The sequence below is a fragment of the [Flexibacter] sp. ATCC 35103 genome, from assembly GCF_001975985.1.
GTDB lineage: Bacteria > Bacteroidota > Bacteroidia > Flavobacteriales > Flavobacteriaceae > Flavobacterium.
In genome coordinates, this window is sequence record NZ_MTQF01000001.1 from 471,428 (window position 1) to 485,541 (window position 14,114).

Annotated in this window: 14 protein-coding genes; 2 read left to right on the forward strand and 12 right to left on the reverse strand. The window is 32.0% G+C overall.

Features of this window, described 5'->3' with window-relative positions; all coding sequences use genetic code 11:
- Positions 1–31 precede the first annotated feature (31 nt).
- From coaE to BXU01_RS02010, 10 genes are all read right to left on the reverse strand, one after another.
- A complete protein-coding gene (gene coaE / locus BXU01_RS01965) occupies positions 32–628 on the reverse strand; it encodes a dephospho-CoA kinase (RefSeq protein WP_083691460.1) in 597 nt (198 codons plus the stop codon).
- Position 629: 1 nt separating this feature from the next.
- Entirely contained in the window at positions 630–1,628 is a 999-nt protein-coding gene (locus BXU01_RS01970; protein ID WP_083691461.1) for a glycosyltransferase family 2 protein, read from the reverse strand.
- A gap of 124 nt (positions 1,629–1,752) precedes the next feature.
- The gene (fabV, locus tag BXU01_RS01975) at positions 1,753–2,943 is read right to left on the reverse strand and encodes an enoyl-ACP reductase FabV (protein WP_083691462.1); all 1,191 of its coding nucleotides are present in this window, start codon (positions 2,941–2,943) and stop codon (positions 1,753–1,755) included.
- A 108-nt stretch (positions 2,944–3,051) separates the two neighbouring features.
- Entirely contained in the window at positions 3,052–4,704 is a 1,653-nt protein-coding gene (recN, locus tag BXU01_RS01980; protein ID WP_083691463.1) for a DNA repair protein RecN, read from the reverse strand.
- Between the two features lie 55 nt (positions 4,705–4,759).
- A complete protein-coding gene (locus tag BXU01_RS01985; RefSeq protein ID WP_083691464.1) occupies positions 4,760–5,644 on the reverse strand; it encodes a DUF4835 family protein in 885 nt (294 codons plus the stop codon).
- A gap of 69 nt (positions 5,645–5,713) precedes the next feature.
- Entirely contained in the window at positions 5,714–6,928 is a 1,215-nt protein-coding gene (coaBC, locus tag BXU01_RS01990; RefSeq protein WP_083691465.1) for a bifunctional phosphopantothenoylcysteine decarboxylase/phosphopantothenate--cysteine ligase CoaBC, read from the reverse strand.
- Between the two features lie 11 nt (positions 6,929–6,939).
- A complete protein-coding gene (locus BXU01_RS01995; protein WP_012025451.1) occupies positions 6,940–7,257 on the reverse strand; it encodes a DNA-directed RNA polymerase subunit omega in 318 nt (105 codons plus the stop codon).
- A gap of 9 nt (positions 7,258–7,266) precedes the next feature.
- Positions 7,267–8,061, reverse strand: a complete 795-nt coding sequence (locus tag BXU01_RS02000; protein WP_083691466.1) for an outer membrane protein assembly factor BamD — start codon at positions 8,059–8,061, stop codon at positions 7,267–7,269.
- 136 nt (positions 8,062–8,197) lie between these two features.
- Positions 8,198–9,079, reverse strand: a complete 882-nt coding sequence (gene dapA / locus BXU01_RS02005; protein ID WP_083691467.1) for a 4-hydroxy-tetrahydrodipicolinate synthase — start codon at positions 9,077–9,079, stop codon at positions 8,198–8,200.
- Positions 9,080–9,094: 15 nt separating this feature from the next.
- Entirely contained in the window at positions 9,095–9,553 is a 459-nt protein-coding gene (locus BXU01_RS02010) for a hypothetical protein (RefSeq protein ID WP_369819515.1), read from the reverse strand.
- Between the two features lie 101 nt (positions 9,554–9,654).
- On the opposite strand from BXU01_RS02010, the gene BXU01_RS02015 reads away from it, so the two are divergent.
- Both BXU01_RS02015 and BXU01_RS02020 read left to right on the forward strand, forming a co-directional pair.
- The gene (locus BXU01_RS02015; RefSeq protein ID WP_083691469.1) at positions 9,655–10,434 is read left to right on the forward strand and encodes a 5'-nucleotidase C-terminal domain-containing protein; all 780 of its coding nucleotides are present in this window, start codon (positions 9,655–9,657) and stop codon (positions 10,432–10,434) included.
- A 51-nt stretch (positions 10,435–10,485) separates the two neighbouring features.
- Positions 10,486–11,397, forward strand: coding sequence for a bifunctional UDP-sugar hydrolase/5'-nucleotidase (locus BXU01_RS02020; RefSeq protein WP_083691470.1), 912 nt, complete (start codon positions 10,486–10,488; stop codon positions 11,395–11,397).
- On the opposite strand, the gene BXU01_RS02025 is transcribed toward BXU01_RS02020, so the two are convergent.
- Both BXU01_RS02025 and ligA read right to left on the reverse strand, forming a co-directional pair.
- Positions 11,387–12,079 carry a lysoplasmalogenase family protein gene (locus tag BXU01_RS02025; RefSeq protein WP_083691471.1) on the reverse strand — a complete coding sequence of 231 codons (693 nt, stop codon included), beginning with the start codon at positions 12,077–12,079 and terminating at the stop codon, positions 11,387–11,389. The two genes, BXU01_RS02020 and BXU01_RS02025, sit on opposite strands and share 11 nt — an antisense overlap.
- Entirely contained in the window at positions 12,066–14,072 is a 2,007-nt protein-coding gene (gene ligA / locus BXU01_RS02030; protein ID WP_083691472.1) for an NAD-dependent DNA ligase LigA, read from the reverse strand. Before ligA ends, BXU01_RS02025 begins: the two co-directional genes overlap by 14 nt.
- Positions 14,073–14,114 lie beyond the last annotated feature (42 nt).

Genomic DNA, 14,114 nt, shown 5'->3' on the forward strand with positions numbered 1-14,114 from the left:
ACTAAATAATACATTAACCAAATATTAACATTTAAGACTGATTTTGTTTTATATTTAAAATTTTAAGAATTTTAACAACTTCTTCTTTAGCAATTTTAAGATTACTGTTATTTATTACAAAATTGCTCAAAGAAATTCTTTTTTCATCATTCCACTGCATTTTCATTCTGCTTAAAACTTGCTCGCGTGTGGTATTATCTCGCTTAACAACTCTTTCAATCCTAATTTCTTCAGGCGCGGTAACCGTTATAATTACATCGCATTCTTTATAGCGACCACTTTCAAACAAAATTGCGGCTTCATAAATTACATATTCATGTTTTTTATTCTCAAGTAACCATAATTCAAAATCTTTTTTTACTGCCGGATGAACAATACTATTCAATTCTGCTAATTTATCAGCATTATTAAATACTATTTCGGCTAATTTTGCCCTGTTCAAATTCTCATTTTCAAAAAGAGAATCGCCAAAAGCTATTTTTATTTGCTGTATAATATTTGCAGACTGCATTACTTTTTTAGCTGCATCATCAGCTATATAAACAGGAATTCCCATTTCTGCAAAATAATTTGCAATAGTGGTTTTTCCGCTTCCTATTCCGCCTGTTAGGCCAATAACTTTTGTCATATTATACTTTAAAAAACATACGAGGAAAAGCTTCTTGTGGTTTTTTCTTTAAAAGAATAATTTTTATGAACGATTTTAAAAAACCAGTACCATAACCATAAAACTGTTTCCAGACTGCAATTACAGATAAGTATCCTATTTTAATGCTTTTATTCTGAACACTTGCTGTAAGAAATATTATAACGAAATATACGAAATATATTTGTAATAATATATCAATATTGAAAATTAACAGTAAAAAAGCTAATAATAGACCGAGTATAAATACTGATGGAAAAAAGAAAGTTAACTTATTATGTTCTGGATACCAACTATTTAAAATAGGCCTTGCTATACCAAATTTATTTACCTGAACAGAAAATTTTTCCCAGTCAATCCTACGTTTATGATAAACATAAGCCTCTGGAAACAATCTGGTTTCAAATCCCAAGTTCCATAAACGAATCGAAAGGTCAGGATCTTCTCCGGGATGAATGTTTCCAAATCCTTTTGAAGCTTCAAATGCTTTTTTTGAAATACCCATATTAAAGCTTCTAGGCTGGAATTTATTAATTTTTTCAGAACCGCCACGAATTCCTCCTGTAGTAAGAAAAGAAGTCATTGCAAAATTAATCGCTTTCTGGATATCCGAAAAACTATCTAATGCTTTATCCGGACCACCAAAACAATCTACATAACCTACATTTAATGCTTTTCGAACTTCTGTTAAATAATTGGATGGAATGATACAATCCGAATCGAAAATGATAAAATAATCACCACGTGCTTTTTGCATTCCGAAATTCCTTGAATCTCCGGGACCTGAATTTTCTTTGAAATAATATGAAATGTTCAATTTTCCCTGATACGTCATCACTACATCTTTACATGGTATTGACGAACCATCTTCAACAAGAACAATTTCAAAAGCTTCATTATAATCAGATTTTGACAGACTTTCTAAAAGTTCATCAACTTCATCTGGACGATTATACACGGGTATAATTAAAGAAAAAATCATAACGGGATGTGCGGTATTAAAGTGGCAATATTTTTAATTCAAAATTTTAACAAAGATAGGTTATATTCATAAAAAAACCATCAACTTTTGGTTGATGGTTTTCTATTTATAGTAATTCTTTTATCTACTTGATACTTTCGATTTCAACAACTTCGTTTGTATCTGCATTATAATCTACTCCTGCAAATTCAAACCCGAAAAGGTTTAAGAAATCATTTCTATATCCTGCTAAATCTCCAATTGCAGGTAATGTTTCAGTTGTAGCTTCTAACCAAAGTTTAGCCACTTTTTCCTGAACATCATCACGCATTTCCCAATCGTCGATTCTGATTCTTCCTTTTTCATCTACAGGAACTTCAGATCCATTGTATAATCTGTCTTTAAACAAACGCTGGATTTGCTCAATACATCCTTCGTGAATTCCTTTTTCTTTCATAATTTTATATAAAAGAGAAATATATAATGGAATAACCGGAATTGCTGAACTTGCTTGTGTAACCAATGCTTTGTTTACAGAAACATATGCTTTTCCTCCTATTGATTTCAAACTGTCTGTAATCGAGAATGCAGTAGCTTCTAAATCATCTTTTGCACGACCAATTGTACCTTTACGGTAAACTGCTTCTGTCAATGATGGCCCAATGTATGAATAAGCAACTGTTGTAGCTCCATCTGCCAATAAATTCTCCGCTTTTAATGCATCAATCCACATTGTCCAGTCTTCGCCGCCCATTACTGCTACAGTATTCGCAATATCTTCTTCATTTGCCGGAGCAATAGAAACTTCTGTTACATTTCCTGTATGAAAATCTACTGTTTTATTAGTAAAAGTTTGTCCGATTGGTTTTAAAACTGAACGGTGTAAAACTCCCGTAACCGGATGTTGACGAACCGGTGATGCTAAACTGTAGATTATAAGATCAACCTGACCTAAATCTGCTTTGATTAAATCTAAAGTTTGTCTTTTTATTTCATTTGAAAAAGCATCTCCATTGATACTTTTTGCATATAAACCTGCTTTGTGAGCTTCTGTTTCAAATGCAGCAGAATTATACCATCCTGGTGAAGCTGTTTTACCTTCTACTGGTGGTTTTTCAAAAAATACTCCAATAGTTGCAGCATCAGATCCAAAAGCACTTGTAATTCTTGAAGCTAATCCAAAACCTGTAGAAGCACCAATAACCAATACTTTCTTTGCACCTGCAATTGGTCCTTTTGATTTTATATATTCTATTTGATTTTTAACATTTTGCTCGCTACCTTTTGGGTGTGCAGTCAAGCAAATAAATCCTCTCATTCTAGGTTCTATAATCATATTTTTCTATTTATTCGTTGATTGGGTTAATCTTATCATTAAGATAAATGAGTAACTTTATGTACGTTTGTTTAATTAGCTTTAAGATGACAAATATAAATTATTTCTTTAGTTCAACAAGGCTTTAGCATGATTTAAAGCCGAATCAGAAACAACCGCACCTGATAACATTTGAGCAATTTCTATAACTCTTTCGTCCTGAGACAATAGCTTTAATTCTGATTGCGTATCGTCATCAACTGTAGATTTAAAAACTTTAAAGTGAGAATCTCCTTTAGCAGCTATTTGAGGTAAATGCGTAATAGCAAAAATCTGCATTGTTGTACTCATTTCTTTCATGATCTCTCCCATTCTGATCGCAATTTCTCCTGAAACCCCTGTATCAATTTCGTCAAAAATTAAAGTTGGTAATTTTGAATATTGTGCTAAAATTGCTTTAACAGCCAACATAATACGAGACATTTCTCCTCCTGATGCTACTTTTTTAAGTAAACCAAAATCGGTTCCTTTGTTTGCGGAAAATAAAAATTGCAATTCGTCTTTTCCGTTCTGGAAATAGTTTTCTGATGGTAAAAGTTCCATATTAAAACGAACGTTTGGCATTCCTAAAGTTTCTAAAATCGAAATCAGTTTTTGAGATAAAACCGGAATTGCATTGGTTCTGTTTTGATGAATTGTTGCTGAATAAGCATCTAATTCTAAAACTTTCTCCTCTATAGCCTTTGACAAAGCCGCTATTTCTTCTTCTATATTATCAAGCTCTAATAGCGTATTTCCTAAATTGGCCTGAATTTCAATCAATTCATCAACCGATGTTACCTGATGCTTTTTTTGCAAATTATAAATCAATTGTAATTTTTGACTTACTAGTTCTAATTGTGCAGGATCATTCAATAATTTTTCAGAAGCATTTTGTAATTCTCTAGAAACATCATCAAATTCAATTGCCAGACTTGTGATTCTTTCAAATACACTTTGATATTCTGGAGAAAAAAGGGCAATTTTTTGTAAAGTTGTTTTGATTTCATTTAAATTATGAAAAACCCCAAATTGCTCTTCGTTAGCAATTACCAATGATTTATCAATTGCTTCTTTTATAATCTCAACATTGTTTAATTTCTCAAAATCAGCTTCTAATTCTTCCTGCTCGCCTGATTTTAATTTAGCCGATACCAATTCGTTCAATAAAAAAGTATTATATTCTTGTTCTTTTCCTGAATCACTTTGTTTTTTCAACAAAGCATTTAATTTCGACTTATCTGCTTTATATGACTTTAATACCTTTTGATAAGATTGAATAGTATCAAAATTATTTGCAATTGCATCAATTATTTTGAACTGAACACCTTCATCTGAAAGCTCCTGAGTTTGCTGTTGCGAATGAATATCAATCAAAAACAAACTTAGATCTTGTAATTCCTGAAGATTTACAGGGCTGTCATTTATAAATGCGCGTGATTTTCCTGAAGGCAAAATTTCTCTTCTGATGATAGTTTCATCTTCATAATCAAGATCATTTGCTTCAAAAAATTCTTTAAGATTGTATTTAGAGATTTCAAAATGCGCTTCGATTACACATTTTTCTTCTTTATTTTTTAATGAAGTTAAATCGGCTCTTTTTCCTAAAACCAATCCTATTGCACCCAATATAATAGATTTACCAGCACCCGTTTCACCTGTAATTATAGAAAAACCTCTTGAAAAATCGATAGTGAGTTTTTCAATCAGGGCATAATTTTTAATCGACAAGGACGTAATCATAAGGAAATTGTGTAAGTATAAAAATTAGTAAAAGAAAGTAAATAGAATAAATCAATTAAAATTTAATCTGTGACCATTTAGTAGAATTCAAAGGTGATACCTTATTCAAAACATCTGTTAAATCTCCAACAGGAATGCTAGGTCCTCCTGAAAATATAGAGACTATTTCATCTGATTTTGCATCAAAAAATACTCTGGTCAAAAAAGCATTAGGTTTAACAGAATTCAATTTTCCGATGATGATTATTGCTGCTTTGATTTTTTCTTTTGATGTTTTCAAATCCAGGCTCATTCCATCTAAACCAGTATGATAAGCATACATCGTCTGACGAAGGTCGCTATACATTGGAGAAACCATATCATTTATTAAATAATAACGGTTTTGAACTCCATCTGACTGGCTCCAGCCTTTAAACCCGCCTTGCTGGGCAACGTTGGCAATATTTTGAGCTGTTTCAAGATATTGATTTCCTGCTCCCATTTGAAAAGTATCCGCATCCATTGCTAAAATTAAATAGCTGTAGAAAGAAACTACAGACACTAAATTTGATTCAAAAGTAGTTGGATTAAATAACAATGGTTCGTATTCTGTATATCTAAAATTAAAATCCTTATCGTTATAATTAAATACTGGCGAAGAATAGGTCGAATTAAAGATCAATCGGGATGATTGCACCTGAATTGTACCTGTAAATTGATCAGAAGTATTTGAAGACAATGTAATATACATCGAACAATTGATTCTTTCGTTTTGCTTTAAAACTGATCCGGTCCAGTCTGTTTTATTAACAAATTCAGATAAAGATGTCTGAAGTGTTTTAAAAACTTGCTGATTTGGATTTGGTAACCTTTCAGTATTAATAGTTACGGTACAATTTAACTGTTGTGCTTGTGTAAAGCCAAAAATGAAAAAAGCGAAAAGTGCAACTATTTTATTCATGTGAATGATACTATTTGGTTTAGCAGGAAAAGATTTACTATTCTTGCTTTTAGTTTTTATTCTAAATTATTACGATTTGAAAAAATGCGAAATCACTTTATTTAAAATATCAACTGCAACAGATTCTTTTGCTTTTAATTCCATTGGTTCGATTTTAAAGTTCTGGTCAATAAAAGTCACTTTATTCGTTTCTTTCTTAAAACCGGCACCTTCATCTTGTAAGGAATTTAAAACAATCAAATCTAAGTTTTTTTTCTGAATTTTCAACTTAGCATTTTCAATTTCATTTTCTGTCTCTAAAGCAAACCCAATTAAATACTGGTTTTTCTTGATTGCTCCAAGCGATGCTAATATGTCTTTTGTTTTTTCAAGCTCTATCGAAAATTCTTCTGATGCTTTTTTAATCTTTTGTAAAGCTACAACTTTTGGTCTGTAATCTGCCACTGCCGCAGCAGCGATAGCGACATCAACGTCATTAAAATGCAAATGACAAGCATCATACATATCCTGTGCTGAGATTACATTAATCACTTCGACTGAATTGTTTTTTACCTTGTAATGCGTGGGCCCTGAAACCAGAATTACTTGTGCACCTAAACTAGCGGCCTGATTCGCAATATCAAATCCCATTTTTCCTGAAGAATGATTTCCTATAAAACGTACAGGATCTATAGCTTCGTATGTTGGACCGGCAGTAATTAGTATTTTTTTTCCTTTTAGCGGTAATTTACTTTCTAAATCAGCTTCAAGAAAAGCTATTATGTTCTCAGGTTCAGCCATTCGGCCTTCACCGGATAAACCACTTGCCAATTCTCCATTCTCAGCAGGAATCATTATATTTCCAAACTGTTTTAGTGCCGTAAAACTAGATAAAGTAGAAGGATGCTTATACATATCCAGATCCATTGCCGGAGCAAAATAAACCGGACATTTAGCTGATAAATAAGTAGCTATTAAAAGATTATCACAGTTTCCTGTAGCCATTTTGGATAATGTATTGGCTGTCGCAGGAGCAATTAAAATTAAATCAGCCCAAAGCGCTAATTCAACATGATTGTTCCAGACAGCATCTTCATCATCCTGATTAAAGAAACTGGAATGTACAGGATTTTTTGATAACGTAGATAACGTAAGTGGGGTTACAAAATCCTTAGAAGCAGGTGTCATTATCACTTGGACATGTGCACCTGCTTTTATAAAAAGTCGTACTAATGAGGCTGTTTTATAGGCTGCAATTCCACCAGAAACACCCAGTAAAATTTTCTTCCCGTTTAAAACTGACATTATACTATATATTATTTATTTGAATTTCTGTGGTAAGTTTTACCGTCTAACCATTCCTGTACTGCTAAAGCGTGTGGTTTTGGTAATTTTTCGTAAAATTTAGAAACTTCAATTTGCTCTTTATTTTCAAAAACTTCTTCCAGACTGTCATTGTAAGTAGCAAACTCTTCTAATTTCTCAGTTAATTCTTTTTTGATTTCAGAATTAATTTGATTTGCTCTTTTAGCCATAATGGTAATTGCCTCATACACATTTCCTGTTGGCTCTTCAATAACTGTTTTATTGTAAGTTATTGTATTTACAGGAGCATTCGTCTTTTTTAAATCCATGACTTTATTTTATTTAGTAAATTTTTGTAAATCTGTTTCCACTCTGGCATTCATTTCGTCTGCCTCTTTTTTATATTTTGTAGCGCTATTAAACTTAATTAAGTTATTATAAGCCACTTTTGCAACATTTAAACGTTCTTCCATTTTTGCAGGAATACTATTTATTGCCAATTTATATGCTGAATCGTATTTGTAAAACAAGGCATCTTCTTTAAAAGGCGTTCCAGGAAAATCAGCGATAAAATTATCAAATGCGATTAATGCTGACTTATAATCTGAAATTGTATTGTATCCTTTTGCATTTTCGTATGCTTTTTTCTCTAATTTCCCATTCAAAATTTTCACAGTTTCATTGGCCTGGGCAATGTATTCTGAATTTGGATAATTATCGATAAAAGCTTGTAATTTTTCTAATGCTTTTTGTGTATCTGTTTGATCTAAACTGTAAACCGGAGCTAATTTTGAATAGCTGTAAGCACCTAAAAAGGCAGCTTCCTGTACTTTTTCACTACGCGGGTAACCTGAAACAAAACTTTCGAACTGATAACCTGCCAAATAGTATTGTTTTGATTTATAATAAGACTGAGCAAACATATAAAACAGTTTTTCTGCCTGCGGCTTACCTCTATATGAAGGCGCTAATTGTTCAAAAAGACGAATGGCTTTTGAATATTTACCAGCATCATACATTTTTGTTGCCACATCAAATTTGGCTGCAACATCTTCATTTTTTAATGCTTTTTGGTATTCACTACAAGAACAAAAAAGGACAACAACAATTAATAGAGATACTATTTTTTTCATTTTCTTACTTTTATTATGATTTCTTAGACAATTATGCCAAAGCAAAATCACACCGAAGTTCCGGTGGCAAATTTAGTTATTAATTTAGCTACTACAAAATATTTTTTGGTATAATAAAATACCGGCAATCTCACTATTATTTTATGCTGTTTTTTACAAATTCATTCAATCTTTCTGCCAGAGAATCATCAACGCTTACTAGTGGTAAACGCACTGTGTTCTCAGCAATACCAAGGGCTTGAAAGACTTGTTTGATTCCGGCTGGATTTCCCTGCTCAAAAATCATATCAATACAATCTGATAAAAAGTATTGAGTTTTAAACGCTTCACTTACCTTTTTATTTAAACCTAAACGTATCATTTCTGTAAATTCTTTCGGAAAACCTTGTCCGATAACTGAAATTACACCTGCTCCACCAGCTAAAACAATTGGTAAAGCTATCATATCATCTCCTGAAATTACAAGAAAATCTTTTGGGGCATTTTTAATCAATTGTAAAGCCTGAGCCATATCACCTGCAGCTTCTTTTATTGCTACAATATTACTAAAATCATTTGCAAGACGAATTACTGTAGTTGGCAGCATATTACTAGCAGTTCTTCCCGGGACATTATATAAAATAACCGGAATTGGAGATGCTTCTGCAATAGCTTTAAAATGCTGGTAAATTCCTTCTTGTGTAGGTTTATTATAATAAGGAGAAACAGAAAGTATGGCTTCAAAAGCAGAGAAATCCCCGGTTTTTAATTCCTCAACGATTTGCATTGTATTATTACCTCCAACTCCAAGAACCAAAGGCAATCTTCCTTTGTTTACATCGATTACAGTAGTAATAACCAATTCTTTTTCGGCTTGTGTCAGGGTAGCATTTTCTGCTGTTGTTCCCATAACTACAAGATATTCAACTCCACCGTCTATCGAAAAGTTAACGATACGCTGCAAAGCTTCGATATCAATTGAAAAGTCTTTTTTAAATGGGGTTACAAGCGCAACACCAGTTCCTATTAATGATTGCATATTCTAATTTATATTTTATTTTATACTCTTTAAATATTTAAACAATTCGTGAACGAAAAGTTTGTAATTCTCTATAGCGGTATCAATCATCCATCGATTTAAATTTTTATCTACAGATGCAAATCCTACTTTGAACCTTGCTTTTGATTTGTTTGTTATCATCATCAAAATAGCAGTTTCGATATCATAATAACTAATCAAAAGATCAAATTCTGTCTCTATAAATTCATTCAAAAAAACCGCTGTAATTTCTCCATTCCAACTGATGTGTTTTTTACCAAAAGTAGGGACTGAATACGTTTCTTTTTCTTTAAATTTACTTCTATACACAACAATTTTTATGTTTTGAGGCGCTATTCCCTGCAAAACTAATTCGTTTACTAACTCTTTTGAATGTCTAAAATTACTTTCATCAATCAGCAAACCAATTGTTTGTATATTACTTGTAAAGACTTCGTTTTTGAAATTATTCAAGTTATTATTTAATGTTTTTTTTACAAAAAATTCCTTTATATAATTTAAAAACATAGTACTTTTGCCAGATTACAAAATTAATTATTTAAGTCGCATTTAAGATGGTAAAACTAAAAAAGTATAACGGATTTTTAAAACTTTTTGTTATATTCTTAACACTTTTTTTCATATTATCCTGCAGTCAGAAAAACTACAATTTGACTAAGATAGAAGGAAAACAACTCCCAATTACTGAAAAAGGTACTGAAACCCCAAAAATTGAAGCTTTTATTAAACCTTATCGCGATCATATCAATAAGGACTTAGACAGCGTTCTTGCATATTGTCCTGAAACTCTTGATAAAAGTACCGGAAAATGGCAAACCAGTATTGGAAATCTTTTAGCTGATGTATGTGTAGAAAGAGGAAATATTGTTTTTAAGGCAAGAGAGAAAAAAAGTATCGATTTATGCTTATTGAATCATGGTGGTATACGAGCCATTTTACCAAAAGGAAATGTTACTACAAGAACTGCTTTTGAAATTATGCCGTTTGAAAACAACCTTGTTGTAATAGGATTAAAAGGAGAGCAAATTCTTGAAATTACTTCTTATATTATTAAGGTACAAAAAGCGCAGCCATTATCCGGAATGACTTTTACAATTGCAAAAGATAAGACTGCAAAAAATATTTTAATTCAGGGAAAACCCCTTGACTTAAACAAAATATATTATGTAGCAACGAATGATTATCTCGCAAATGGCGGCGATAGTATGACTTTTTTCGCAAAAGGTGTTGAGAAATTTGATTTGAATTATAAACTTCGAAATGTATTGATTGATTATTTCAAGCAAGTTGATACAATTCCGGTAGCAAAAGATATCAGAATTACAGAAGAATAAAAACATCTCAATTAAATATAAACTACAGCGTTTAAGCAAAAAATATACAAAATGAAAAGAAGAGAATTTATCGAAAAAACGGCTGCCAGTACCGCTTTATTAAGTTTAGGTTTGTCATTAAGCAGTTTTGAAACGAGCGATATTAAACACTTAACGATTCTACATACTAACGATGTTCACAGCCACATTGATCCTTTTCCGGCTGATGATCCCCGTAATCCTAACAAAGGCGGTGTTTCTCGCAGAGCGGCGCTTATAGAAACTATTCGTCAGGAAAATCCAAATGTTCTTTTACTGGACGCGGGAGATATTTTTCAGGGAACTCCGTACTTTAATTATTACGGTGGTGAACTTGAGTTTAAATTGATGAGCATGATGAAATACGATGCATCGACAATAGGAAATCATGATTTTGATAATGGTCTTGATGGTTTGTACGCACAAATGCCACATGCCACTTTTGAATTTATTAATTCTAATTATGACTTTAAAAATACGGTCATGAACGGGCTTGTAAAACCGTATAAAATCTTCTACAAAAATGGTATTAAGGTTGGGGTTTTTGGTGTAGGTATTGAACTTGCCGGATTGGTCGACAAACAGCTTTATAAAGAAACAGTTTATAATAATCCTGTAGAAGTTGCTCAGGATATGACACAATTACTTAAAAAACAAGAAAAATGTGATTTGGTAATTTGTCTTTCGCATTTGGGATATAAATATAAGGAAGACGAAGAAAAAATTAGTGATTTAAAATTTGCTGAGCAAACTCAGGATATTGATTTGATTATTGGCGGACACACACATACTTTTTTAGATAAACCAACTATTGTAAAAAACAAAGCCGGACAAGATGTTTTAGTAAATCAAGTGGGTTGTTACGGAATAAATTTAGGACGAATAGATTTTTACTTTGATAAGGATAAAGCGCACACTAATCAAGGAAGATCAATTATTGTATAATGCCTTTTTTTTGAATTTTGGCTTTTTCCAGAAAGTACTTTACCATAAAGAAATAAGCCAAAATTTGAGTTACATCCCGAATTAAAACTAATACTACTGAATAGGAAAAGTATTCATTGAAAATATAGAATATATCCGAAAATATATAACTAATGGCCATTAATGACATTAGAAGGGTAATATGTGTTCCTTTAGTTATATAGTTTACAAACGAAAAGTAACTTAAAATACTTAATACGATTCCGTACAAAGTATACAACGCATTAAATTTTTTCATGTTATCTGATTGCAGGCTTAGTACTGAAACCAGCAGATAAACAATAAATATAACGACTATAGAAACCGGCAGAATATCTTTTCGCCTGAGTTTGATTTTTTCATTATCTATTATTATCAGTTTTAAGATCAACATGTAAACAATTAAAAAACTGACAACTCCTCCAATCTCAGAAACTTCAATATCCATTAAATCAAAGACCTGCCCTACAAAGCAGAACAGAAATACTAAACTTTGTGTTTTATTTATTTTAAACTCACTGCTTATCAAAAAATAAATAAAAATTGCAGGAAGTACAATAGCTTTTGCATAGAGTGCATAAAAATCCTGTTGTGTACAATCAAAAATAATTGTACACAGTAAGGCTGTAAAGAATAAAATCAAAGACGGTTTATTCGCTTTCATTTAATTTTTTTATAAAATCTTCTTCAGATAATATAGGGACGTTTAATTTATTTGCTTTTTCTAATTTTGCTGGTCCCATATTATCTCCTGCAACTACAAAATCAGTTTTAGCAGAAATTGAACTTCCTACTTTACCTCCGTTATCTTCGATTGTTTTCTTTAAATCGTCTCTTGAAAATTGCGCAAAAACACCTGAAACTACAAATGTTTTACCTATAAATTTATTGGTAGCATTTGGATTAATTTTTTCTAAAATTTCAAATTGAACTCCATAACTTTTAAGGCGTTCGATTATTTTTTTGTTTTCTTCGTTTTCGAAAAATTCGATGACACTTTTTGCAATTCTTTCTCCAATTTCATCCACCAGAATCAAATCCATTAAAGAAGCCTGGCTTAATGCATCGATATTTTTATAGTGCTTAGCCAATTTTTTAGCTACTGTTTCACCCACAAAACGGATTCCTAATGCAAAAAGAACACTTTCGAACGGAATTTCTTTTGATTTTTCTACACCATTTACCAGATTTTCTGCAGATTTTTTTGCCATTCTTTCCAAATGCAAAATATCATCTACTTTAAGTTCGTATAAATCAGCATAATTATGAACCAGATTATTTTTGAAAAGTAAAGTGACAGTTTCTCCGCCAAGACCTTCAATATCCATGGCTTTTCTTGAAATATAATGTTGGATTCTCCCTATAATCTGCGGAGGACAACCATAAAAATTAGGACAATAATGATTTGCCTCACCTTCAGTTCTTACTAATTCGGTTTGGCACTCCGGACACTGCGTGATATAATGTGTAACTTCTGAATTTTCAGGGCGTTTTGATAAATCAACAGCAATAATTTTTGGAATAATCTCTCCTCCTTTTTCAACAAAAACAGTATCATTTATTCTGATATCTAATTTTTCTATTTGGTCTGCATTATGCAAAGAAGCTCTTTTTACAATTGTTCCTGCTAATTGTACAGGCGCCAAATTAGCTACCGGTGTTATTGCTCCGGTACGGCCAACCTGATATGTTATGGAGTTTAGTTTCGTTGAAACCTGTTCTGATTTAAATTTGTAAGCAATTGCCCAACGTGGTGATTTTGCTGTGTAACCTAATTCTTCCTGATGTTGTATACTATTGACTTTTACAACAACTCCGTCCGTTTCATACGGTAAATTATGGCGTTGAATATCCCAATAGTCTATAAAGTCAAAAACTTCCTGCATATTATTGACTAATTTTGCTTCAACCGGCACTTTAAATCCCCATTTTCTGGCAGATTCCAGTCCTTCAAACTGAGATGAGAAAGGCAAATTATTTCCAGTTACAAAATACAGCAAACATTCTAACGGACGTTTTGCAACCTCAGCGCTGTCTTGCAATTTTAAACTTCCAGACGCTGTATTTCTTGGATTTGAATAAGGTGTTTCCCCAATTTCTATTAATTCCTGATTCATTTTTTCGAAACCGGCAAATGGCAAAATAATTTCGCCTCTAATATCAAATCTTTCGGGATAATTTCCTTTTAGTTTTAACGGAATCGATTTTATGGTTTTGATATTATTGGTCACCTCATCTCCCTGAAAACCATCGCCACGAGTTAGGGCTTGTACCAGTTTTCCGTTTTCGTATGTGATGCTTATCGATGCTCCATCATATTTTAATTCGCAGGTATATTGCAAATTCACGTTTCCTAACACTCTCTGGATTCGGTTTTCCCAATCAAGCAAATCTTCTTTAGAATATGAATTATCTAAAGAATACATGCGATATTGATGTGCAATTGTTTTAAAATTCTTGGTTACCATTCCTCCTACTCGCTGAGTTGGTGAATGTTCATCGAAAAATTCCGGATGTTTATTTTCTAAATCCTGAAGTTCTTTTAGTTTAATATCAAAATCGTAATCAGAAATTGTGGCATTATCTAGCACATAATAGTTGTAGTTATGTTGATTAAGTTCATCTCTTAAAGTCTGAATTGTTTCTTGAATACTCATAAAATATTAAAATACTGGAGGTTGTGTTTTTGAATAACTGAA

Excerpts from the sequence above, each read along its gene's own strand:
- coaE (WP_083691460.1), bottom strand. The coding sequence starts at position 628 with ATGACAAAAGTTATTGGCCTAACAGGCGGAATAGGAAGCGGAAAAACC.
- BXU01_RS01970 (WP_083691461.1), bottom strand. The coding sequence starts at position 1,628 with ATGATTTTTTCTTTAATTATACCCGTGTATAATCGTCCAGATGAAGTT.
- fabV (WP_083691462.1), bottom strand. The coding sequence starts at position 2,943 with ATGATTATAGAACCTAGAATGAGAGGATTTATTTGCTTGACTGCACAC.
- recN (WP_083691463.1), bottom strand. The coding sequence starts at position 4,704 with ATGATTACGTCCTTGTCGATTAAAAATTATGCCCTGATTGAAAAACTC.
- BXU01_RS01985 (WP_083691464.1), bottom strand. The coding sequence starts at position 5,644 with ATGAATAAAATAGTTGCACTTTTCGCTTTTTTCATTTTTGGCTTTACA.
- coaBC (WP_083691465.1), bottom strand. The coding sequence starts at position 6,928 with ATGTCAGTTTTAAACGGGAAGAAAATTTTACTGGGTGTTTCTGGTGGA.
- BXU01_RS01995 (WP_012025451.1), bottom strand. The coding sequence starts at position 7,257 with ATGGATTTAAAAAAGACGAATGCTCCTGTAAATACAATAACTTACAAT.
- BXU01_RS02000 (WP_083691466.1), bottom strand. The coding sequence starts at position 8,061 with ATGAAAAAAATAGTATCTCTATTAATTGTTGTTGTCCTTTTTTGTTCT.
- dapA (WP_083691467.1), bottom strand. The coding sequence starts at position 9,079 with ATGCAATCATTAATAGGAACTGGTGTTGCGCTTGTAACCCCATTTAAA.
- BXU01_RS02015 (WP_083691469.1), top strand. The coding sequence starts at position 9,655 with ATGGTAAAACTAAAAAAGTATAACGGATTTTTAAAACTTTTTGTTATA.
- BXU01_RS02020 (WP_083691470.1), top strand. The coding sequence starts at position 10,486 with ATGAAAAGAAGAGAATTTATCGAAAAAACGGCTGCCAGTACCGCTTTA.
- BXU01_RS02025 (WP_083691471.1), bottom strand. The coding sequence starts at position 12,079 with ATGAAAGCGAATAAACCGTCTTTGATTTTATTCTTTACAGCCTTACTG.
- ligA (WP_083691472.1), bottom strand. The coding sequence starts at position 14,072 with ATGAGTATTCAAGAAACAATTCAGACTTTAAGAGATGAACTTAATCAA.